This window comes from Agriterribacter sp., from assembly GCF_035497235.1.
Classification (GTDB): Bacteria; Bacteroidota; Bacteroidia; order Chitinophagales; family Chitinophagaceae; genus Agriterribacter.
Genome location: NZ_DATJEB010000028.1, coordinates 103,225 through 125,773, shown reverse-complemented (window position 1 = coordinate 125,773; position 22,549 = coordinate 103,225). Strand labels below are relative to the sequence as shown.

Annotated in this window: 19 protein-coding genes; 14 read left to right on the top strand and 5 right to left on the bottom strand. The window is 43.5% G+C overall.

Annotation, left to right across the window (positions count from 1 at the left end; translation table 11 throughout):
• Positions 1-105 precede the first annotated feature (105 nt).
• The gene (locus VL121_RS07830; protein ID WP_325403911.1) at positions 106-234 is read right to left on the bottom strand and encodes a hypothetical protein; all 129 of its coding nucleotides are present in this window, start codon (positions 232-234) and stop codon (positions 106-108) included.
• A 167-nt stretch (positions 235-401) separates the two neighbouring features.
• Between VL121_RS07830 and VL121_RS07825 the strand changes: the two genes are divergently transcribed.
• The 9 genes from VL121_RS07825 to VL121_RS07785 all read left to right on the top strand — a co-directional run bounded on the left by VL121_RS07825 (position 402) and on the right by VL121_RS07785 (position 9,727).
• Positions 402-1,424: an LLM class flavin-dependent oxidoreductase gene (locus VL121_RS07825; protein WP_325403909.1), complete on the top strand. Its 1,023-nt coding sequence runs from the start codon at positions 402-404 to the stop codon at positions 1,422-1,424.
• A 13-nt stretch (positions 1,425-1,437) separates the two neighbouring features.
• The gene (locus VL121_RS07820; protein WP_325403907.1) at positions 1,438-1,707 is read left to right on the top strand and encodes a helix-turn-helix domain-containing protein; all 270 of its coding nucleotides are present in this window, start codon (positions 1,438-1,440) and stop codon (positions 1,705-1,707) included.
• Positions 1,708-1,861: 154 nt separating this feature from the next.
• Positions 1,862-2,839: an FtsH protease activity modulator HflK gene (hflK, locus tag VL121_RS07815; protein ID WP_325403905.1), complete on the top strand. Its 978-nt coding sequence runs from the start codon at positions 1,862-1,864 to the stop codon at positions 2,837-2,839.
• Between the two features lie 51 nt (positions 2,840-2,890).
• Positions 2,891-3,829: a protease modulator HflC gene (hflC, locus tag VL121_RS07810; RefSeq protein ID WP_325403903.1), complete on the top strand. Its 939-nt coding sequence runs from the start codon at positions 2,891-2,893 to the stop codon at positions 3,827-3,829.
• 350 nt (positions 3,830-4,179) lie between these two features.
• Positions 4,180-6,147 carry an FG-GAP repeat domain-containing protein gene (locus VL121_RS07805; protein ID WP_325403901.1) on the top strand — a complete coding sequence of 656 codons (1,968 nt, stop codon included), beginning with the start codon at positions 4,180-4,182 and terminating at the stop codon, positions 6,145-6,147.
• Between the two features lie 10 nt (positions 6,148-6,157).
• Complete coding sequence (locus tag VL121_RS07800) at positions 6,158-6,322, top strand: hypothetical protein (RefSeq protein ID WP_325403899.1); 165 nt, start codon at positions 6,158-6,160, stop codon at positions 6,320-6,322.
• Positions 6,323-6,620: 298 nt separating this feature from the next.
• Positions 6,621-7,484 carry a helix-turn-helix domain-containing protein gene (locus VL121_RS07795; RefSeq protein ID WP_325403897.1) on the top strand — a complete coding sequence of 288 codons (864 nt, stop codon included), beginning with the start codon at positions 6,621-6,623 and terminating at the stop codon, positions 7,482-7,484.
• Positions 7,485-7,586: 102 nt separating this feature from the next.
• On the top strand, positions 7,587-8,369 hold the full coding sequence (locus VL121_RS07790) for a class I SAM-dependent methyltransferase (RefSeq protein ID WP_325403895.1): 783 nt from the start codon (positions 7,587-7,589) through the stop codon (positions 8,367-8,369).
• Positions 8,370-8,401: 32 nt separating this feature from the next.
• Complete coding sequence (locus tag VL121_RS07785) at positions 8,402-9,727, top strand: vanadium-dependent haloperoxidase (RefSeq protein WP_325403893.1); 1,326 nt, start codon at positions 8,402-8,404, stop codon at positions 9,725-9,727.
• Positions 9,728-10,169: 442 nt separating this feature from the next.
• Here VL121_RS07785 and VL121_RS07780 read toward each other — a convergent pair whose 3' ends face one another.
• Both VL121_RS07780 and VL121_RS07775 read right to left on the bottom strand, forming a co-directional pair.
• On the bottom strand, positions 10,170-10,448 hold the full coding sequence (locus VL121_RS07780; protein ID WP_325403891.1) for a hypothetical protein: 279 nt from the start codon (positions 10,446-10,448) through the stop codon (positions 10,170-10,172).
• Between the two features lie 175 nt (positions 10,449-10,623).
• Positions 10,624-13,119, bottom strand: coding sequence for a M1 family aminopeptidase (locus tag VL121_RS07775; RefSeq protein WP_325403889.1), 2,496 nt, complete (start codon positions 13,117-13,119; stop codon positions 10,624-10,626).
• A gap of 192 nt (positions 13,120-13,311) precedes the next feature.
• Between VL121_RS07775 and VL121_RS07770 the strand changes: the two genes are divergently transcribed.
• Positions 13,312-14,586, top strand: a complete 1,275-nt coding sequence (locus tag VL121_RS07770) for a protein kinase family protein (RefSeq protein ID WP_325403887.1) — start codon at positions 13,312-13,314, stop codon at positions 14,584-14,586.
• A gap of 97 nt (positions 14,587-14,683) precedes the next feature.
• Positions 14,684-15,067, top strand: a complete 384-nt coding sequence (locus VL121_RS07765) for a rhodanese-like domain-containing protein (protein WP_325403885.1) — start codon at positions 14,684-14,686, stop codon at positions 15,065-15,067.
• 5 nt (positions 15,068-15,072) lie between these two features.
• Here VL121_RS07765 and VL121_RS07760 read toward each other — a convergent pair whose 3' ends face one another.
• Complete coding sequence (locus VL121_RS07760) at positions 15,073-16,335, bottom strand: M43 family zinc metalloprotease (RefSeq protein WP_325403883.1); 1,263 nt, start codon at positions 16,333-16,335, stop codon at positions 15,073-15,075.
• A 317-nt stretch (positions 16,336-16,652) separates the two neighbouring features.
• On the opposite strand from VL121_RS07760, the gene VL121_RS07755 reads away from it, so the two are divergent.
• Both VL121_RS07755 and VL121_RS07750 read left to right on the top strand, forming a co-directional pair.
• Positions 16,653-17,474: a glutaminyl-peptide cyclotransferase gene (locus VL121_RS07755; protein ID WP_325403881.1), complete on the top strand. Its 822-nt coding sequence runs from the start codon at positions 16,653-16,655 to the stop codon at positions 17,472-17,474.
• Between the two features lie 399 nt (positions 17,475-17,873).
• On the top strand, positions 17,874-18,998 hold the full coding sequence (locus VL121_RS07750; protein ID WP_325403879.1) for a TlpA family protein disulfide reductase: 1,125 nt from the start codon (positions 17,874-17,876) through the stop codon (positions 18,996-18,998).
• A gap of 58 nt (positions 18,999-19,056) precedes the next feature.
• Here the strand turns inward: VL121_RS07750 and mutS are convergent, their stop codons facing one another.
• The gene (gene mutS / locus VL121_RS07745) at positions 19,057-21,663 is read right to left on the bottom strand and encodes a DNA mismatch repair protein MutS (protein ID WP_325403877.1); all 2,607 of its coding nucleotides are present in this window, start codon (positions 21,661-21,663) and stop codon (positions 19,057-19,059) included.
• 279 nt (positions 21,664-21,942) lie between these two features.
• Here mutS and VL121_RS07740 point away from each other — a divergent pair, with 279 nt between their 5' ends.
• On the top strand, positions 21,943-22,509 hold the full coding sequence (locus VL121_RS07740; RefSeq protein WP_325403875.1) for an RNA methyltransferase: 567 nt from the start codon (positions 21,943-21,945) through the stop codon (positions 22,507-22,509).
• The last annotated feature ends 40 nt before the right edge of the window (positions 22,510-22,549 follow it).

The following is a 22,549-nucleotide window of genomic DNA, read 5'->3' as shown; positions in this document are numbered from 1 at the left end:
CATCAAAAGCCATTGTGGGCTGCCGTGAGACCCTGGCGCTGAGCTTCAGCTATAACAGCTTTCATATATCTTTATGATGCAATAGCTTAAAATGTTTATGTTCGTTTAACTATCCTTAAACACTTTATGTAATTGTCCTTTCTTCTTCTCTCTTTCGGTAACAGATTCAGATAGCAGTTGTAGCATCATGCTTTCCTCTTTTTGCTTCAGCCTTCTGATAATTTCATACCCCATAAATCGTTTTCCATTGGATATTATTTTATTGAGATTAAAGCCTCATAACAAATCGTATATTTAAACCATTCAAGCCGGAGAGAAAAAGCCGGTCAAACTTAATACGGTTAACCCATTCCGGCATTAAAATACGTAAGCTTGTAAGAACCGGCATAAATTTTGAAAACATGAAAAAAATAGGATTTTTATCGTTTGGACATTGGGGGAAACATCCATCTTATCAAACCCGTTCAGCCGGTGATACCTTGCTTCAGGCGATTGATTTGGCGGTGGCTGCGGAAGAAATCGGAATGGATGGCGCATACTTTCGGGTACATCATTATGCGGCCCAGTTGGCATCGCCATTCCCATTGCTTTCTGCCATTGGGGCCAAAACAAATAAAATTGAGATCGGCACGGGTGTGATTGATATGCGTTATGAAAATCCGCTTTACATGGTGGAGGATGCAGGCGCTGCTGATTTAATTTCGGGCGGCAGATTGCAGTTGGGAATTAGCAGAGGGTCGCCGGAACAGGTTGTGGATGGATGGCGTTATTTTGGTTATGAACCGGAAGAAGGAGAAGACGATGCCGCTATGGCCCGGCGCAAGGCGTTGACGTTTTTAGATAAATTGAAAGGAGAAGGTTTTGCACCACCCAACCCAAACCCAATGTTTCCGAATCCACCCGGACTGCTCAGGCTGGAACCGCATTCCGAAGGCCTTCGCGATCGGATTTGGTGGGGAGCCGCTTCGGATGCCACTTCCGTTTGGGCTGCGGAGCATGGCATGAACCTCCAAAGCTCTACCCTGAAATACGATGAGAGCGGAAAACCTTTTCACGTGCAGCAGGCAGAACAAATTCGGGTATACAAAGCGGCCTGGAAAAAAGCCGGCCACAAACGCGAACCGCGGGTATCGGTTAGCCGATCCATCTTTACATTGGTAAATGATCAGGACCGTTTTTATTTTGGCCGTGAATCTGAACGGCAAGACCAGGTTGGATTTATTGAAAATAATAAACGGGCCATTTTTGGAAGAAGTTATGCTGCCGAACCCGGTACGCTAATCGGGGAACTGGCAAAAGACGAAGCCATTCAGGAGGCAGATACCCTGCTTTTAACGGTACCGAATACCCTGGGTGTAGATTATAATGTACACATGCTGTCGGCGTTTCTGGAGCACGTTGCTCCGGGACTCGGTTGGCGATGAAATTCAACAAGAGTTGGTAAATAAAATTGATGAGGGGAAAAACAGGGCTTCCCAATGGTTTGATAAAGTGAAGTCCCGTTTTGCAAACTGGAAGGCAGATATTGCTCGTGCTGTTGCCGGGGAAATAAGAAAGGATATTGATTTCCAGTTGATGCAAAACCCCGCGATAAAAATATCGGAAGTTTCAGATATTCCGGGATACTCAGGCCCTGCAGCATTCAGAAAAGCCTTTAAGTCGTGGACGAACGTGGCACCGCGTGCGGTTAGAAAGGTGGGAGTGTAAATTACGAACAGCGTTACGCTCAATTATGAAACCGCAATTATCTTCTGCGCTTTCCTGCCTATACTCACGATCTGTTCAACATTTCCGGTATTCTTTCGTATTTTCAGCGCTTTAGTCACAATAAATGGCCCTGCCATTTTTTAAATTATTAAGAATGACAGATTTTGACCAGCAAGTTGCGTACTACCGGTATTTAGCAAAAAAACACGGCAGGAAAATACTGCTTGGCGCATTCGTATTAATCCTGCTACTCACATCCGTAAGAACCGTAGGACCTGAAGAGGAGGGGGTGGTGCTGAACCTGGGACAATACAGCCGAACAGTAAACCCGGGGCTTAATTTTATTGCGCCTTTTGGCATTGAGAAAATGTACAAAATACCTGTTCAGCGGCAACTCAAGCATGAGTTTGGCTTCAGAACAACGGGTACCAGTAGCCGCTCCCAGTATTCAGACAGCGACTTTAGCATAGAATCATCTATGTTAAGCGGCGACCTGAATATGGCCGATGTGGAATGGGTTGTTCAATACAGGATTGAAAATTCTTTCCAATACCTTTTCAGGGTAAAAGACCCTGAACGTTCACTAAGGGATATGGCCGAATCGGCCATGCGCAAATCCGTGGGAGACAGAACCGTTAACGAAGTGCTTACGGTTGGCCGCCAGGAAGTGGCCACCAATATGGAAGTGCTGCTGCAGAAATTGTGCGATGAGTACGAAAACGGGATTCGTATAGACCAGGTAGTATTGCAGGATGTTAATCCGCCCGCTTTGGTTAAACCTTCCTTTAATGGCGTTAACCAGGCCCAGCAGGAACGTGAAACGCTTATTAACCAGGCCGAATCGGAATACAACAGCGTTATCCCGAGAGCAAGGGGTGAAGCAAAGGAAACCATTCAACTGGCCGAAGCGTATGCGCTGAACAGGGTAAATGGCGCTACCGGTGATGCTGCCAGGTTTGAAGCGTTATATACGGAGTATATTAAGGCGCCGGAGGTTACTAAAAAAAGAATTTATCTCGAAACCATGGAGAGAATTCTGCCTAAAATCGGCAACAAAATAATCGTGGATGAAAAAGGAAATAATGTTTTGCCTTTACTGAATCTTGGCCACAAAGCGGCTTCATCCAAATAATTCATAAGCGAATGGAACCGCATGGCGGCAGTTCGCGTAAATAAATCAAAAATGATCAAACCCAAACAAATTATAATAGGCGTATTAGTTGCAGTGGTGGTACTGGCTGTTTCCGGTTCCGTATTCATTCTTAATGAAACGGAGCAGGCTATTGTTACCCAGTTCGGGAAACCCGTAGGAGAACCCCGTATTAAGCCGGGTGTAAATATGAAAGTGCCTTTTATACAAAAAGTACAATTTTTCGATAAGCGTTACCTGGCCTGGGATGGCCATCCGAACCAGGTGCCTACCAAAGACAAGAAATTCATTTATGTAGACACTTATGCCAGGTGGCAGATCACCAACTCGCTGCAGTTCTTTATTCGCCTGAGAGATGAAAGATCTGCCAAGTCGAGGCTGGATGATATTCTGGATGGTGAAACCCGCAACGCGGTGGCAGCGCATGAATTGCTTGATATTGTACGTTCCTCCAACCGTAAGCCGGAGATTGGGGAAGATTTCCTGGAGCAGTTGGAAAACCTCGATTCTATTTCTGTTGGCCGGGATAAAATAGAAGCCATGATCCTTAAAAAAGTGAATGAAAGAACCTCCGACCTGGGGATAAGGATATTAGACTTCCGGTTCAGACGGGTAAATTATGTTGAAGAAGTAAGGAACAGGGTATACGACCGGATGATCAGCGAAAGAAACAGGATTGCCGAACAGTTTAAATCTGAAGGCCAGGGGGAAGCGCTGAAAATACGGGGAAATAAAGAGCTTGACCTGGCTGAAATTCAGTCATCGGCTGTTAAAGACGCCCAGGTGATCAGGGGAAAGGCGGATGCAAACGCCACATCTATTTATGCCGGTGCATATAATAAAAGTGTTCAGTCGAGGGAATTATACAGCTTTGTAAAGTCTATGGAAACGCTGGAAAGATCGTTAGACAGTCAAACCAGTGTTATACTAACTACCGATAACGAGCTGTTTAAATTTTTGAAAAAGCCCTGATAACGTGGTTTTGAAAGTGCATGAGTCGCGCCGGAGTCTGTCATCAACAGCCATGTGGGCAGTTATGAGACCCCATCGGTACACGGAATTGCCTGCAACCCTGGAAGGGTCACAGGTCTATAGCACATTAGTAATATAACGGGTGTTACCACCCCAAAGGGGTCGAAGGAAAAAAGCGCAATAGTATTACCGAACCCTGAAGGGAGTGGCACCCGTCCGACTGGGGTCGTCCGGGCGGGTAACAGGCGATGCCATGAAATACCAGGGTTTGTAATCCAAAAATCTACGGTCTGACCCTCCTTTCGCCGGGTATAGGCCACATTAACTAAACGGTATTCATAAAAATTAAAATGAAAAACTGCTTTACATTATTTGTTGTTTTTGCGGGGATGCTGTTCCCGAAAACTTCCGCGGCTCAAACCCGTGATGCCGGCGACCTGGTAATGATCAAATACAATAATCCCGGCTTAACGGTTGACCTGGGCGTTGGATTATGGGCCTGGCCCATTCCCATGGATTTTGATGGAGACGGTGATATGGATCTGCTGGTTTCCTGCCCGGATAAACCCTATAACGGAACTTATTTTTTTGAAAACCTCACCGGAGGAGCGGAGCCTGTATTTTCACCGGCACGAAGGTTGGCAGGGGCAGTGAGAGATGTGCAGGTTTCATTTATTGACGGACAGCCCAGGGTATTGGTTCCGGGCAATGAGCTCATTAATTTTAGCGTATCGTACGGAGCCGAAAAAGATTCCCTGTTCCCCATCCGGGAAATTTCAAAGGATATTAAAACGAAGCCCCGTTTTAACCAGTGGAAGCTGGTGGATTACGACAATGACGGAGACGTTGATATAATAGTGGGGATAGACGACTGGAGTGATTACGGCTGGGACAACGCATTTAACAGTAAAGGAAAATGGATTAATGGGCCGCTGCATGGCTATGTATACCTGGTAGAAAATGTAAATGGAGTATATGTTAACCAGGGAAGAATAAAAGCCGGGGGTAAAGAGATTGATCAGTACGGTGCACCATCCCCTAATTTTGCCGATTTTGATGGTGATGGTGATCTTGATTTAATATGCGGCGAATTTCTCGACAAGTTAACCTGGTTTGAGAATACCGGAACAAGAGAAAAACCGGTTTACGCGAAGGGAAAAATATTACACAACGAAGAAGGGGTGATTACAATGGACCTTGAAATGATCATTCCGGTTGCCGTTGATTTTGATGGAGACGGGCATGCAGACCTGGTGGTAGGCGATGAAGATGGCAGGGTGGCTTTTATCAGGAACACAGGTGAAGTAAGAAAAGGAATGCCGGTATTCAGGTCTCCTGTTTATTTTAAACAGCAGGCAGAGTACCTGAAATTTGGAGCATTGGTTACACCCTACAGCACAGACTGGGATGAAGATGGCGATGAAGATATTATTGCAGGCAATACGGCCGGATATATTGGATTTATTGAAAATATGGGCAATGCTGATGGCATGCCACGCTGGGCTGCGCCGGTATTATTAAAAGCGGGTGATAAGACCATTCGTATTCAGGCTGGCTATAATGGTTCCATCCAGGGACCTGCCGAAGCCAAATGGGGATATACCACGTTGTCGGTTGCCGACTGGGATGGCGATGGTTTAAAAGATATTCTTATCAATTCCATTTGGGGAAAGATTCAATGGTATAAAAATATGGGTAAAAAAGGGGCACCCGTACTAAGCAGCATACAGGACGTGAAAATAGACTGGCAGGGATCAGCGCCAAAGCAACCGAAATGGAACTGGTGGAAGGCGAAGCCGGATCAACTGGTTACGCAGTGGCGAACTACACCATGTGCTTATGACTGGGACGGCGATGGACTGATGGACCTGGTGATGCTGGATCATGAAGGATACCTGACATTTTTTGAACGCTTTGCTGATACAAAAGGCAACCTGCTGCTAAAACCGGGGCAAAGAATTTTTTATGGTAACCAGTCATCGGTATTCGATGCTCAGCACAAGGTTTTAGTGGATGAACCGGGGCCATTGAGATTGAATGTAAAAGAAAATGGAGGCAGCGGAAGGGTAAAGTTTACCATTACCGACTGGAATAATGATGGCAAACCCGATATCGTATTAAATAGCCTGAATGTTTCCGTATTAATAAACCAGGGAGAAAAAAACGGGAAGGTATATTTTGAAGAAAACGGACAGGTAAGCGATAAGGTACTTGCCGGTCATACTACCAGTCCAACAATGGTAAACTGGGGAACGAACGCTGCACAGGGCTTACTGATCGGCGCAGAGGATGGATATTTTTATTTTATGAAAAAATAATTTCCGGAATTTGAGTGGCATTTTAGAGTTGCGCAGGGGTCATCAAAGGCCATTGCGGGAAGCGGCAATACTCGGCTATGCTGTTTTCTCTTTGCTGAATTTCTCCAAAAAACTATTAACCTCCCGGTACAGGGAGCGGGATAAACCTTTGCTCAACAAACCAACAGATATCTAAAGGTGATTTTACAATTTCGGGTAAATCCCTGATCACAGGTGCGATTCCGGCTGATAAACTGCTCATTGCCAATCAGTGTGTTTGTATTTTCAATTATGTTTACCCTATAATCCTATGACTTTTTGTAGAACACAAAACGATCTCTCTTTCCTTTCTATACCCACTTCAGCCCGCTGTTGCGTCTTCCCTTCTGATGCAAAGCAGCTATAGCTAACAGCCGGTAACTTCAGCAGTCCCTGCTGTTAAACGACTCTTTTTTTCTGAAAGAATATTTAGCTTTGCGGTTTAACCAGACAGGTTGTATAATTTTTACAACACCATATTAAACCGTCCGCAGCAATACCGGCAACTGCGTTGCAGGGAAAATTTAATTACCCTGTTTAACTGTCCGCTTGAAAATAATTTTGAAGATGCATGGAGTCATCACAACTACATCGTGTATGTTATAGAAGGCCGGAAGATATGGCATACGGCCCACGGTTCCTACGATTTGCAGAAAGGGAGCTGTGTTTTTGTACGGAAAGGCGGCTGTATAGTAGAGCAGTTTTTTGATTCTCCTTTTTGCCTTGTACTGTTTTTTGTACCCGATGAATTTGTATACAATGTGCTCAAAACAAAAACATTTCCCATTCTTAAACCCGGTAGAAAATACGAACCCGTTATTCCAATCAGCAACGATGCTAGTGTGCAGTCGTTTTTTCAATCGATGTTACCGTATTTCGAAAGTGCCAGGGAATCCGACCCTTCCCTGCTTGAATTAAAGTTTAAAGAACTGGTATTAACCATTGCCGATAATCCGGATAACAGCGAACTGCTTTCTTATTTCTGCTCTCTTTTGCAGGAACCTCAAACCGTAACACTGCAACGTGTAATGGAAGATAATTTCTGTTACAATTTAAAACTGGAAGAATTTGCACGTTTAAGCAACCGGAGTCTTTCAGCATTTAAACGTGATTTTCAAAAACACTTCAGCAGCACACCCGGCAAATGGATTATGGAAAAGCGATTGAGCCATGCCATGCACCTGCTCAGCCATGCAGGCAGGTCTGTTGGTGAAGCTTCTTTTGAAAGTGGTTTCGAAAATCCTGCACATTTCAGCCGTGCCTTCCGCAATCAATTCGGCGTTTCTCCTGCGTCTGTAAAGAAGCAAATAGCAATCTGAACTTTTTAGTAAGATATCTGGACTTTACAACAAACCCTTCCTGTAAAAAGGCTTCTACTTTTGTGCCGCTAATTAATCATTCATCATTAAACCTTATTTACAATGAGCACAAAAGCAGTCCAGGGAGAATTGTGGAGTATCTCACCGCAAAACTGGTCAACACATTTCGAACCCTATTTTTTACCCATGTACAAAACCGTACTGCAGCAACTGGGTGTTACAGAAGATACCATGTTGCTTGATGCCGGTTGCGGCTCAGGGTTGTTTAGCAGCATGGCTATTGATGCAGGAGCACAGGTAATTGGAATTGATGCAGCACCCGGCTTACTGGAAGTGGCCAGACAACGCAATCCCAAAAACAATTTTATGGAAGAGGACCTGGAAGCAATGCCTTTCGGCAACAACAGTTTTAATGTTGTAGCCGGTTTCAACTCGTTTCAATACGCAGGAAATTTTGAAAGCGCATTGCTTGAAGCAAAACGTGTATTAAAAAAAGGCGGACATTTGGTAGTGGGCATCTGGGATAAACCTGAAGCAAGCGATGCCACACATGTATTAAAAGCCATTGGCAGCTTACTTCCCCCACCACCGCCCGGTACACCCGGACCGTTCGCATTATCGGAAAACGGAAAAATGGAAAACATTTTTAAAGGAGCTGGTTTAAAATTGAGCTCAAAACGAACAGTACCCTGTCCTTTTTTATACCATAGTCTTGGCAATGGTATAAAAAGCTTTATGGGTACCGGTCCGGCCGCTGCTGCTATGAATTACGCTGATAAAAAAACAGTGGAAGAAACCATTGCTAAAGCTTTGCAGCCCTTCCGCATTACGGACGACTTATACTTTCAGCAAAACCATTTTCTCGTATTTATTGCAGAGAAATAATCATCAGACAAACAATTAAACAAAACCTTATAATGAAAAAGATCATTTTAGCAATGGTGGCATTACTCACCATGCTTACATCATGCAGCAAATCAAACATTTTCGAAAATCAAGACAATTTAAAATTTGAGAATTCAGAGCTGATAGAAGACTGGACAGCTTTGCAGTTACAGTTAGTAAAAAACAGCAGCGGTATTACACATATTGCTTATTCACGCCATTTTGCTTATACAGGTATTGCGTTATACGAAGCACTGGTAAATGGCGATAAGCAATATAAAAGTCTGAAGTACCAGTTAAACGGGGAGCTTGCATTGCCTGCTGCTCCGCAAGGCAAACCTTTGTACTGGCCTGCTTCTGCAAATGCTGCAGTGGCAGAAATGCTGCGGCACTTTTATGCAGCTAAACCTGCAAACGTTCAGCGTATTGATTCGCTGGAACAGGTATATGCTTCTATGTACAAAAGTCTGGTGAAAGACAGCGCTTATTTATTACCTGCAGTTGAGTTTGGGAAAAAAATTGCAACAGTTATTATTGACTGGAGTAAAACTGACGGATCAACCAATGTAAACATTCCCTACAGTCCTTTGGGCGAAGGTTACTGGGAACCCACACCTCCTGCCAATGCAGCAGCCAATGTTCCGGGTTGGGCGAATGTTAGAACCATTTTACCAGGCAGTACCAACAACACATCTCCTGCGCCGCCACCTGCATTTTCGAAAGTTGAAGGTTCTTCATTTTACACTATGGTAAAAGAGTTGTACGATATTTCGTTAACGCTTTCATCTGAACAAAAAGCCGCTGCCGATTTTTGGGATGATGCCCCCAATGGAAAATATATAACTGTGTTTGGTCATTGGTTCAGCATTTTTAAGCAGATACTCCACAATGAAAATATCAATCTCATGAAAGCAGCAGAAGCTTACCTGCGGCTTGGTATTACTTTGAATGAAGCGGGGATTGGTACCTGGAAAATAAAATATACTTACAACATGTTAAGGCCTGTAACGTATATCAGGAAACATATGGGGTTTACTAACTGGAACTCCTACATTACAACCCCGCCACATCCGGAATATGTGGCTGCACATGCCACACTTTCTGCATCAGCAGCCTATGCATTAGAAACAGTGTTCGGAAAGAATTATTCTTTTACCGATCACACCTACGATGCACTGGGAATGGCGCCAAGAAGCTTCAACAGTTTAGAAGCTGCCGGAAGAGAAGCGGGTCTTTCGAGATTGTTTGGAGGCATTCACTACCGGCCTTCAATTGATACCGGAAATAGCGTTGGCAAAAAAACAGGGAAGAACGTCAGGCAGTTGTTATCGTTACACCGGTATACATCTGCTAAGTAAAAAAGAAAAACACCCTCTTCAGCAGGAGGGTGTTTTTTCTGTAGGGCTATTAAAAAGCCGACATCAATAAATACAAAACTTCCAAGGCCTGGTGCAGGAAGTGTAATATGTGCTGACTTGCAGCACTTTCCCCGGGCCAGTACCTGAACTACAATTATGGTGTATGAACTTTTTACTTAACACAAAAAACAGCAACCGACATATCAATACGGGCAGACCTGCACAGTTGCTGCAATCAAAGTGGCGGCACAGGCAGCATTAATGTGATAAAGATGTTTACAGCCAGCTCCCGGACAATGAAAAGAGTTTTAAATTTGATCAGCTAAATCAAAACCACAATGGCTAAACAGGGCGATGAGGTTATTTTAGTAGCGCCGGGGCTCACCCTCCGCACAGTTAACGGGCTGTGAAGACCCCGTTGGGCCAGTATACTGCGAAACCACTAATCATCCTCACGTTCTTCCAGGTCGTTATGTTCATCGCCGCCCAGGCTGTAGTAATTATTTTCTTCATCCTCTTCACCAATCGCTTCATTTTTATCATCCAGTTCTGAGCCGGGAACATCAGGGTCAGTACCACTGCCTTCGCTTTTGTTTTCATCCTCGGGCAGTATGCTGTTTTTATTTGCATAAATATCTTCCTTTCGGGGATAATGCGGATAGCCCGGAAAATCTTTATCATCTTCCGGACTGGTTTCCTGCTTTTTTATTTTCTTATCCATGTCATCACTTTTTAGATTACTAAATGTATACCCGTCACAAATTTCCTTAAAATTCCGGTATGTTTCCCCAGGTATTTTAAGTTTATGTTAGTCAGGTCGCACCGGGTCTCGCTCTCCGCACAGTTAGCGGGCTGTTAAAACCCCTTTGGGGCAATAAGCGGATATTTGCTCTTAACTATTTTATTTTACTGTTAATGTAATCAACCTGCTCCTGTATGGCCGCCGCATCGGCAGCCACATTTTTCATAGCTGTTTTTTGATTGGCTATGGTTTTAAGCAGCACATTGTTTACAAAAGGAAAAATGTTCTGTTGATAGGCAGACGGTATCTGGTCGCGGAATAACACGAGCGCATCCGTTGCTTTTTTTACGGCTTCCGTATTCTGGAGCTGTATGGCGTAATAGGCTACAATATTGGCATTCTCTACTTTAGACTGTCCAAAAGGTAAAGCATTATACCAGTCTAATACATAATCCAGGTCTTCCACTTTACTGTTTTCCGCAAATACATTACTGATCGCTTCAGCCAGCTTACCTTTCGTTTTCGTGGCGGTTAATCTTTTTGCTTCTGTATAAGCTCCGGGCTTGTCTAATTGGTTCAGTGATAATAGCGCGGCGCCCGCTACGCTGTAGGAAGAGTCGTTAACGCTCCTTTGTATTAATTCTTTATAGATCGGCTTATCATAAAGGCTTAAAGCCATTAACGCCTCGGCCTTTACCGTTGGCTCGGGATCGCCTTTGGCAACAGAAAAGATGGTTGACTCAAGTACTTGTTTTACGTTTTCCTTTGTCAGGTCCGCCGAATGAAGGGCAAGTATCCTCAGTTCCAGGTACCTGTCTTTTAAGGCGGTTTTAAGCAAATCCACAGCGGCAGTACTATCCTGGAGTGAAGCGCATCCGCTTATGGCTTCTCTTCTGTCAACATAAGAGCCGGCAAACGTATACTGGTGTATATAGTTGGCAAGTGATTTACCTGTTTCTTTTTTCTCGCAAAGCAATATCTTATCACCGTCAAAATTTACCAGGTCGGGTTGGGTAGCTGCGGTAAATACAAACACCTGGTCTTTCTTATCTACCCAAACAGTATGACGTTTTTTTTGCTTCCCATTATATAGATCAATAGCAACCGGTAAAATAAAAGCAGGTTCAGCCTGGGTTTGCTTTACATGTACCGAAGCTGTTTTGCTGCTGTCGTTATACGAATAATCAATGGTAAGCCTGGGATGGCCGGTGCCAAAATACCACTGGTTAAAGAACCAGTTCAAATCGCGTCCGCTTATTTCTTCCAATGCCAGCCGCAACTGGTGCGCCTCTGCATTGCCAAACTTATGGTTGGTGAGATATAAATTCAGTCCTGCATAAAAAGCGTCATTGCCTAAGTAGTTTCTCAGCATGTTCAATATTCTTCCGCCCTTTTGGTAGCTCACCAGGTCAAACATGTCTTCCTTGTCTTTGTAGTGAAAGCGAACCAACGGCTTTTTCGCATCTTCCGGGCTGCCGAGATACTGCTGCATATCTTTATAATTTTCCGCATCCCCGGCATCTTTTCCATATTTGTATTCATTCCATAATACCTGGCTAAAATTAGCGAAGGATTCATTAACGGTGAGGTTGCTCCAGCTTTTGGCGGTAACATAATCGCCAAACCAGTGATGGAAAAGTTCGTGGGCTATTGTGCTTTCCCATGTATTGCCATCAAGCAATTGCCGCGAATCCTGCTGAGCGCTTTCCTGGTGTAATGTGGCGGTTGTATTTTCCATGGCGCCGCTTACATAATCCCGCGCAGTCATTTGCGCGTATTTTGGCCAGGGATAAGATACGCCGGTAATTTTTTCAAAGAATGCGATCATTTCCGGGGTATTACCAAATATTTTTTTTGCAACGCCGGCATACGCTTTTTCCACATAGTAACTTACTTCTTTTCCTTTATAGAGGTCTTTTATAATAGCATAATCGCCAATGCCTATAAAAAACAGGTAGGGAGCGTGGGGAAGATCCATCTTCCAGTAATCGGTTCTTGTGCCATCCGCGTTTTTTTGCTGCTGCAATAATTTACCATTGCTGAGGGTAACATATTTTGATGGAACAACCAGGAAAAATTCCTGTGTACATTTCTGGTTAGGCTTATCTATGGTGGGGCACCAAACGGAAGTGCTTTCCGTTTCACCCTGCGTCCATATTTGAGTGGGTTTATTTTTTTCTTTGCCCAGCGGGTTAATAAAGTATAGCCCTTTGTCGTCTTTTATAGCTTCACTGCCGCCCTTCGCCAGTTCATTGGGCTTGGATGTGTAATCAATGTAAATTTTATATTGTTCTCCTTTCCGGTATGTTTTATCCAGCCTGATATTGATCTGCATACCATCGTATGTATATTTTAATGGCGTGGTAACAGTGCGGTTCACTATAGCAACCGCTTTTATGTCCATTCCTTTGGCGTCTAATACCACCGAATCCGTACTGTAAAAATGTGGCTCCAGGGTAATCCACACTTTGCCATACATATAGGATTTTTCATAATCAAACCGGGCCTCCAGTTTGGTGTGCACCAGGTCGCTTAATTTTTCGGGTACCGCCCGGTAAATGTCCGCTGAAGTAAGGGTGTCTGTAACAGTTTGCGCATACAGGAGCGCCGGAAGCAGGGCAATTAATAATAAACCTGATATTTTTTTCACGTTATAACTGATTTGATTATAACACAATAATACTAACATTTATTACGATTTATAAAAGCTGTAAAATTCCTGTATATACGGGGAATAATGTTTTTTTTACATGAGTGGTAGCTATTTCATCTTTTACAGTAGTTTTGTTAGCTGTTTAAAGATAACGCTAAGTGCGCCGGCGTAAGAAAACCTATAGTTTAAATGAACGTACTGCGGAAACTGTTTTTTATTTTTATGCTTTCTTTGCTGGTTAAAAATGGTTTTGGCCAGGAGCAGTATTATATATACATACAATCCCAACCCCGGCAACCTTTTTATGTACGTATGGGTTCAGCAACATTCACTTCTTCCGGGAACGGGTACCTGCTGATTCCCGGACTTCTAAAAAACACTTACGAATTGATAATAGGTTTTCCGGGAGCAAAAGTGCATGAATGGCGCTTTAACTGTACTATTAATGAAACAGACCTGGGCTTTACCTTAAAAAATAAGGGTGTTGCGGAACTGCAGTTGCTTTATCTTGATCAAAAGGAAGGGTTAACAGGAACGGCTGTTGAGCAGTATACGGAAGTAAAGCCAGACACTGTTCCATTTTCGGGTGTTATCAGTAATGATCCTTTTTCGGCTATGCTTGCCGGCGTGGTAAATGATCCCTCCATACGGCAGCAGCTTGTAATTGCCGATAAAAAAGTGGCAGCGCCTGTATCCGGGAACAATGCTGCGGCTGAATCTTCCGTTGCCAGTACGCCTGCAGTGCTGGTAACGGTTAATAAAGACAATAATAAGCCCGCAATTGAAACCGCTACCCCTGTAACGGTAGTGCGGGAGGAGGCTAAAGTGGCTGTTGCGGAACCTGAAGTTAAAAAGAACGAAACTTTTGCAGTAAGAGAAATAGAAAAAACGAATGCCACTCAAACAGAAAAGTCAGCTAAAGCGGGAGCCGTTCAGAAAGGGGATAAAACCGTTGCGGCAAACGTGCAGAAGCAATATGAACCTTTTGTGGTGAAAGAAATAGTTACTAAACGCGATGATGCCGAAATCATGCAGGCACCCCAAACGGCCGCAAAAAAGGATACGGATAATAACGAAGCGGTAAAATACCTCCCTTTTGTTATAAAGCCTGCTGATAAAACAGATAATAAGGAAGCTGCTAAATCTTCAAATGCTGTAACAGAAAAGCAAACAGAAACAGTAGTTGCGGATGTTGCTGAAAAAAAGACCGAACCACAGGTTCTGAAAAATGCAGATAAGCCCGTGCCTGCTGAAAAGGGCAAAACGGTAAAATCCGGAGCAGCAATACCAGTTATTACTACCCAGAAAGAAAAGCCGCCTCCGGCCGCACAAAAAACTATACTATCTGTTGTTAAAAAAACACTGGAGCGCAAAAGCAGGGACGGTGTTGACCTGATTTACATTGATGAAAATGTAAACGGGGCGAAAGACACTATTCGTATCTTTATACCCGTACTTAAATAATATTCGCCATTTATCCAGCCTGTTGCTCAACTGTAACAGGTATTCTGCCGGCGGCTGCATTAAAGACAGTAATTTTATTCACTATCAATATAAAATCATGACACATCAATCTGCAACTGATTTAGTTAAAGAAGCAAAGCAGGAAATTGAAAACCTAAACCCGCTCCGGGTTCAGCAGGAATTGTTAAACGACAACACGGTATTAATTGACATTCGTGAAAGTGAAGAGCTGACGCAGAATGGGAAAATAGAAGGTGCTGTTCATGCGCCACGGGGTATGATTGAATTTTATGCAGACCCTTCGCTGCCCTATCACAAGCCGGAGTTTGATACAAGCAAAAGAATTATTTTGCAATGCGCTTCAGGCGGACGTTCGGCTTTGGCAACCCAAACGCTTAAGAAAATGGGCTATACCAATGTGGCTCATCTTGACGGTGGATTAAAAGCATGGAAGGAAGCGGGTTTGCCCGTAACCAGTTAAGTACTTTAATGTTTAATGAATTTTGCTGTGAGCGTTTGTTCTCCGTGGCGAACCTTTATAAAATACGTACCCGCGGTTAATCCTTTTACAGAAATGATGCCCCCTGTATACTGTCCCTCCGCTAATGATCTTCCCGTAATATTATAAATAACATAAACATTGCGGGTAAGCGGCTTTTGGCTGTTAAATTCAATGGCAATGATATCTGTTGCAGGATTGGGAAATATGCTCAAACGCGGACTGGTATCTGTTTGCGGTTCAGGTGAAGCACCGGCGTTCCGGGGTTTGTTTAAAGCGGCACTGTGCAGCAGGCTTTCCCGGGGGGCGGATACGGTAAACAGGTCATGCATTCTTTGTTTTTGCCCCGGTGTAAACATGTGTAAGCAGGCGTCATCCGAAAAGTCCATGAAGTTCATGAACATATCTCCCGAAGAAAGCGGATTACAACTGTTCGCGGTAATTTGAGGAAAGGAAGGGCAGCCGCTGTTGTATGTTTTTTGAGGCGGCGTATCATCCACACTATCATCGCCGCAATCCGTATCTCCCCAAAGATGCTTCAGGTTAAGCCAGTGCCCCACTTCGTGTGTGGTAGTTCTGCCTTTATTGTAGGCGGTATTATTACTGCCTGAAATGCCAAATACATCTGTACGTATAACCACGCCGTCCTTTTCCGGCGAAGCGCCGGGAAAAGTAGCATAGCCTAATAAACTTTTAGTTAAATTACATACCCATATGTTCAGGTAGTAACGGCTGTCCCATGCATCATTACCGCCCGATGCTGAGAATTTCATTTTATCATCCTGCTGCCAGGATAAGCGGTCTGTTCTTTTTCGCACAATTCCTGTTGTAGCCCGGCCTTCAGGATCAGTTTTTGCCAGTTCAAACTGTATGGCGCAATCGGTGGCAAAAGAAGTAAAGGCAAGCGGGATAAATGCTGTATCATCATTCCTTTTCCGGAAATCTTTGTTTAATATATGTAGTTGCGACTGTACCTGCGCATCGCTGATGTTTTGCTCCGGGGTATTATACAGGATGTGTATTACAACAGGTATGGTAATAACGGGCATTTCCGCCACGCCGGCGCCCTGCTCTTTTTTTGAAATTAACGGGTGCAGTTTCGCGGCATTTTCCATTTGATTGTACCGCAACCGCAATGCCGGGTCGCTATTCAACTGGGTTTGCCAGTATTCGTTTGTTGCACAGTTGCGCTGGGCGGTAACCGGCAGGCAGCTACAACAAATGATGAGGGTAAACAGAAATAGTTTCATTGGCTGATTTTTTATGATCAGCTTTTCAATGCGATATTAAATTTAAAGGCAATAGCCGCAGCGGTAATGACGAAGGGCTACCCTATCCGGATCTTTCGGTTTTTACAGAGGATGAGATAAGTGGAAATTACGAGAAATTGGATCAGGCTTAGCCTGCATTTGGAGCGTGCGCTGTGGAGCAAAGTAATCTAAAATTTGCAGCATATACAACTTACTACAATGGTTTTCGATGGCCGGCTGGTAATTGACGGTTAAAAAAGGATTTAGTAACCTTACATCTTACTCAAAACTTTATTTTTGCAGCAATTGGTTATGATATGATAAAAAAAATATTCCCCTTCAGTTTTTGTATGGCTTTATTGTGGTCATGTAACAACAGCAGTTCCTCCGGTTCCGAAGCGCATGTTCCTGTAAACAATGTAGCTCCGCCTTCACCGGTGAGTTATACTTTATTGAATGTCTATCCGCACGATACAACGGCGTTTACACAGGGGCTCGTATTTCACAACAATCAATTGTACGAAGGCACAGGACAAAAAAAAGCTTCCACCCTGCGTATAGTAGATTACAGAACCGGAACCATTCAAAAAAAGATTGATATAGATCCTGCTTTATTTGGTGAGGGCATCACTATTTTAAACGATACCCTTTACCAGTTAACCTGGGAAGATCATATTGTGCTGGTGTATAGTCTTAAAGATTTAAAAAAGGTAAGAACGGCATACTGGAACAGGGAAGGCTGGGGAATAACGCACGATAATACGCACCTGATCATAAGTGACGGCACGGATAAATTATATTTCGTGCGTCCCGGCGATTTTAAGCTGATGAAGATCGTATCCGTATATAATCACCTTGGGCCGGTAAACAATCTTAACGAGCTGGAATATATAAACGGTTACGTATACGCGAATCAGTGGGAAACGAACTATATTCTGAAAATAGACCCTTCTTCGGGATGGGTAGCAGGTGTGCTTGATTTTACAGATGCGCTTAAAAGATTCGCGAATATTAACTACGATAAGGAAGCCGTGCAGCAAGGCGCTGTATTAAATGGTGTGGCGTGGGATTCCACTACCAGCCGGATGTTTGTTACCGGGAAATTATGGCCCAAAGTGCTTGAAATAAAAATGAACTGAGTTATATCGGATCCCCCTGGTGTCAAATTCCGGATATTTCTGTCATTAGCCTACAGGTTACTGTGCATGTATTTTTCATGAATCCACAATAGCCCGAACCGTATGGAAAGAACAATTGCTTTCAGGAGTGAAAATCTTTTAGCATTATAAACGAGTACAGAAAAGATAATTTTCCCTTTTTTTATTTCCTTTACATACTGTAATGTATTTCCTTTAGGTGTTTTCTTATATCTGTATAATACAAATCTCATGTAGGGGTAGGCGTAAACTTGTAGCGAAAGTATCGGTAAGAAGTATGTGTTCCAATTTTTTTCGATGAATGAATGATATGCAGTTCCGGTTTTTATTAACTTTAATAATACGAATTTTATCGTACATTTAATTTAAAATTCGTTGCGTATGAAAAAAATACCCATAATCGTTAGTATTATTTTTATTGGACAAGCCGGGTACTGCCAAACTGCAAAGGAGCTGATAGCGCAGGTTTTGCATGCACAAAAAACTTTAACAACGGTTTCCTGTACAGTGCAGCGCCGGGATACCCTGGTAACCGGTGATATCAGAACCATGGCAGGGCAGGTTAGCATGAGGCGGGCAGATAGCGACAGTATTTTTGGATTTTGGTTTTGGGCAAAGCAGAATGGATTTAGCGAAGAAAGCATTTATGATGGAAGCAATGGGTTTGTAATTAATCACGATATGAAGCATTATAAAATGACTTCAGAAAAAGCGTCATTAATCAATTTCTTATATTCTAATTACGGAGGGCAGATCGTGTTTACTGATCTTATAAAAATGGATACCTCCCAGAACACCGGGTTTTCCATAAGCCAGGATGAGCGCTATTATTACCTCACCAAAAATAAACCCGATTTAAAAGCATATGATGTATATAAAAGATACACGCTTTATACTATTGATAAAAAACTAATGCTTCCTGTGGAAATGCAAAGCCACCAGGAAACGCTGGGCAAAGTGCAGGATCTGCATTACCGGGCAACAGACATTTGGATTAATGATGAGAAGCATGATTATGATTTTGCCGGGTTGCGTTTTCCGGCAAATTACCAGTTAGCGCCTGCCCAGGCTGTTCAGCAGCAAAAAACAGATCAACTTATGAACAAGGCATTACCACCATTTCGGCTTATTTCAATAACCGGAGAGAAGGTTAGTACGCAGCAGCTATATGGAAAAGTAATATTATTTGATTTTTTGGAAGTGTGGTGTGGTCCCTGTTTTGAATCTGCTCCCAAAGTACAGGCATTATACGAGAAATATAAAACACAGGGCTTGGAGGTATATGGCATAAGCTTTGAAACGAAACAACTTGATGCAATGCGGAAAATGGTTGAGAAATTCAAAATCAGCTTTCCGGTTCTTATTGGCAATGAAGAAGTCAGAAGAAACTACGGGGTGGATGCTATTCCCAGGTATATGATTATAAACCGGGATGGGAAGGTAAGTTTTATCAAAACCGGTTTTTCGGAAGAGCTGGAAAAAGAGATTGTAAATGCTTTGAAGTGACAGGGGCTTTTAACTTTTGCCGGTGAATTTTTTTGTTATTCCTGCAATTTGCTGATGCTTACTTCAGCAGGTTCTTTATCTCATTCAGTTTCAGCAAAGCTTCAACGGGGGTAAGCCGGTTAATGTCAAGGGTTTCTAATATCTGCCGCATTTGCTGGAATATTTCGGTATGCATATCAAAAATAGAAAGCTGCAATTGAGGTGCGGAGAGTTGCTTTACTGTGCTGCGGAGGGCGCCTGCATCATTATCCGCATGTTTTTCTTCTAATTGTTTTAAAATGGTATTGGCCCGGTCAATTAAGGAAGGGGGCATGCCCGCCATTTTAGCTACGTGAATACCAAAGCTGTGCTTACTGCCACCGGGCGCCAGCTTGCGGAGGAAGATGACCTTATTTCCCGCTTCTTTATTGGTGATGTGATAATTTTTTACCCGGGGTAATTTATTTTCCAGTTCATTCAGTTCATGATAATGCGTGGCAAATAATGTTTTAGGTGCAAAGGGCGAATGATGTAAAAACTCCGCGATGCTCCAGGCAATGGAAATACCGTCATAGGTAGATGTGCCTCTTCCAATTTCATCAAGCAATATAAGACTGGCGGCAGAAATATTATTGATAATGCTGGCTGTTTCATTCATTTCCACCATAAAGGTAGATTCGCCCGCGCTTAGATTGTCTGATGCGCCAACCCTTGTAAATATTTTATCTGTTATGGGTATATAGGCCGTAGCGGCAGGCACAAAGCTTCCGGTATGGGCCATTAAGGTAATAAGCGCGGTTTGCCGCAGCAGGGCGCTTTTACCACTCATATTAGGCCCGGTAAGTATAATAATTTGCTGATCTTCGGAATTAAGCGCAATGTCGTTGGTGATATATTGTTCACCGGCCGGGAGGTTGCGTTCTATTACCGGGTGACGGCTTTCTTTCAGTTCAAGCTGGCGGCCTTCATGTAACTGCGGCTTTTTATATTTGTATTGTAAGGCATTATGGGCAAAGCAAATCAGGCAATCTAATATGGCCAGTATGCTGCCGTTTACCTGCATTGGGGCAATATAGTCCTGGAGTTCTAATAATAATTTATCGTACAATTCCAGCTCTATATCGAATATTTTATCCTCAGCGCCTGTAATCTTTTCTTCGTAATGTTTTAGTTCCGGCGTAATGTAGCGCTCGGCGTTAGTAAGCGTTTGTTTGCGTATCCAGTTTTCCGGCACTTTGTTTTTATGGGCATTGGTTACTTCTAAGTAATAGCCAAACACGTTATTAAAGCCCACTTTAAGAGAAGAAATGCCGGTAGCCTGGGTTTCTTTTTGTTGTAATTCCAGTAAGTATTCTTTTCCGCCGGTGGCAATACCCCGCAACTCATCCAGCTCATCATGCACGCCTTTATTAATAATATTACCTTTATTGGCCTGCACGGGAGGATTATCAACAATCTCCCTGCTGATCTTTTCAGCAATATAATGACAGGGATTGAGCGCATCGGCCAGCCGTTTCAGGTAATCGTTACTGCTGCTGATACAGGTGTTTTTGATTTGCTCAATATGCTGCAGCCCACGGGCTATTTGTTTAATTTCCCTGGGGTTGATCTTTCGTAAAGAAACTTTACTCACCAGCCGTTCTACATCGCCGCATTGTTTGATATGCTGGGCCACCGTGTTCCTGCAATCGGTTTCTTTAATAAAATGTTCCACCAGGTTCAGCCTTTCATTAATACGGCTGATATCTTTCAGGGGCAGCACGATCCATCGTTTCATTAAACGGGCGCCCATAGGCGAAACCGTATTGTCCATTACTTTTTGCAATGTCTGGCCGCTGTCTGAACTATTGCCCAGCAGTTCAAGATTGCGGATAGTAAAACGGTCCATCCATAAATGATCGTCTTTATCAATGCGTTGTATAGCGGTAATATGCTGCAGGTTGGGAAGTTCCGTATCTTTAAGATAATGCAGCACTGCGCCGGCTGCCACTATGCCGGCTGGCATATCTTCAATACCAAAACCTTTCAGGGAATGGGTTCCAAAATGCTTCAGTAAGCTTTCAGCGGCATACGCTTTGTCAAACAGCCAGCTTTCGAGGGCATAGGTATAAAACTTTGGCCCAAAAGTTTCCTTAAACTGTTTCTGAAAGCTCCGTTGAAAAACCACTTCCGCCGGTTTAAGACTTTGCAATAGTTTGTCTGCATATTCCGTATTGCCTTCCGCCACAAAAAATTCACCTGTAGAAATGTCAAGAAAAGCGGTACCTACAATACTTTCATCGAAATAAACGCCTGCTAAAAAATTATTGCTGTTATGCTCCAGCAGTTTATCGTTGGTAGCTACTCCCGGGGTAACCATTTCCGTTACTCCCCGTTTTACAATACCCTTTGCCTGTTTGGGGTCTTCGAGCTGGTCGCAGATAGCAACCCGGTACCCGGCTTTTACCAGCTTGTGGAGGTAAGTGTCTAAGGCATGGTGCGGAAACCCGGCCAGTTCGGATGAGGTGGCGGACCCGCTGTTTCTTTTGGTTAAAGTAATGCCCAGTACGCGGGAAGTAATAATAGCGTCTTCGCCAAAGGTTTCATAAAAATCGCCTACGCGGAACAATAGTATGGCATCGGGGTATTTTTGTTTGATAGCCCGGTGTTGCTGCATTAATGGTGTATCTGAACTTGCTTTTGCCATACAGGAGGGCAAAAATAAGGAACTGTGAGGCAAATAAAAGCCGAATGTTGAATTTCCGGGAAATACAAAGTACCAGGAGGTTAAATCACAAGAACCAAATCACAAAAGACAAATAAATCTCAAACATAGGAGTGGTCAGCTATAAGCAGCACAAAAGAAGGAGTATTCAGCCTGTCGTTAGCAGTTCCTCTCCTTATAGCTGATACCTTATCTTTATAGCCAACGGCTCCCGACTCAAATCTCCCATCTCAAATTTCAAATCCCATATATCTTTGCGCTATGCGAAAACTAAGCATGGATGAATTGAACCGCAAAACCGTAGAGGAGTTCAGGCAGTCTGATAAAACCCCTGTTACTGCTGTGCTCGATAATATACGCAGTATGCATAACGTGGGCAGTGTATTTCGCACGGCCGATGCGTTCCTGGTTGAATCTGTTTGCCTTTGTGGTTATACGCCCCGGCCGCCCCACAGGGATATTCATAAAACAGCTTTGGGCGCAACGGAAACCGTGCATTGGGTATACTATCCTTCCACGGTGGAGGCAGTGCATGCATTAAAGAAAGATGGATATGCCATTTGGGCAATAGAACAGGCGGAAGGCAGTATAGCATTAAACAAACTCAATTGGGCAACACTTGCAGGGAATAATAACATGCAAAAAGTGGCTGTAATATTTGGTAACGAAGTGAGCGGGGTAGATGCGGATGTATTGGAACTTTGTGATGGCTGCATCGAAATTCCGCAGTCCGGCATGAAGCATTCTTTAAACATATCCGTAGCCGCTGGCATTGTATTATGGGAGCTGGCAAAGCTGGTGAAAAATGATGCAATGACCGTACAATAGTATACGGGTAAATTACCTGTTCTGTTCATACCTTCGCAGC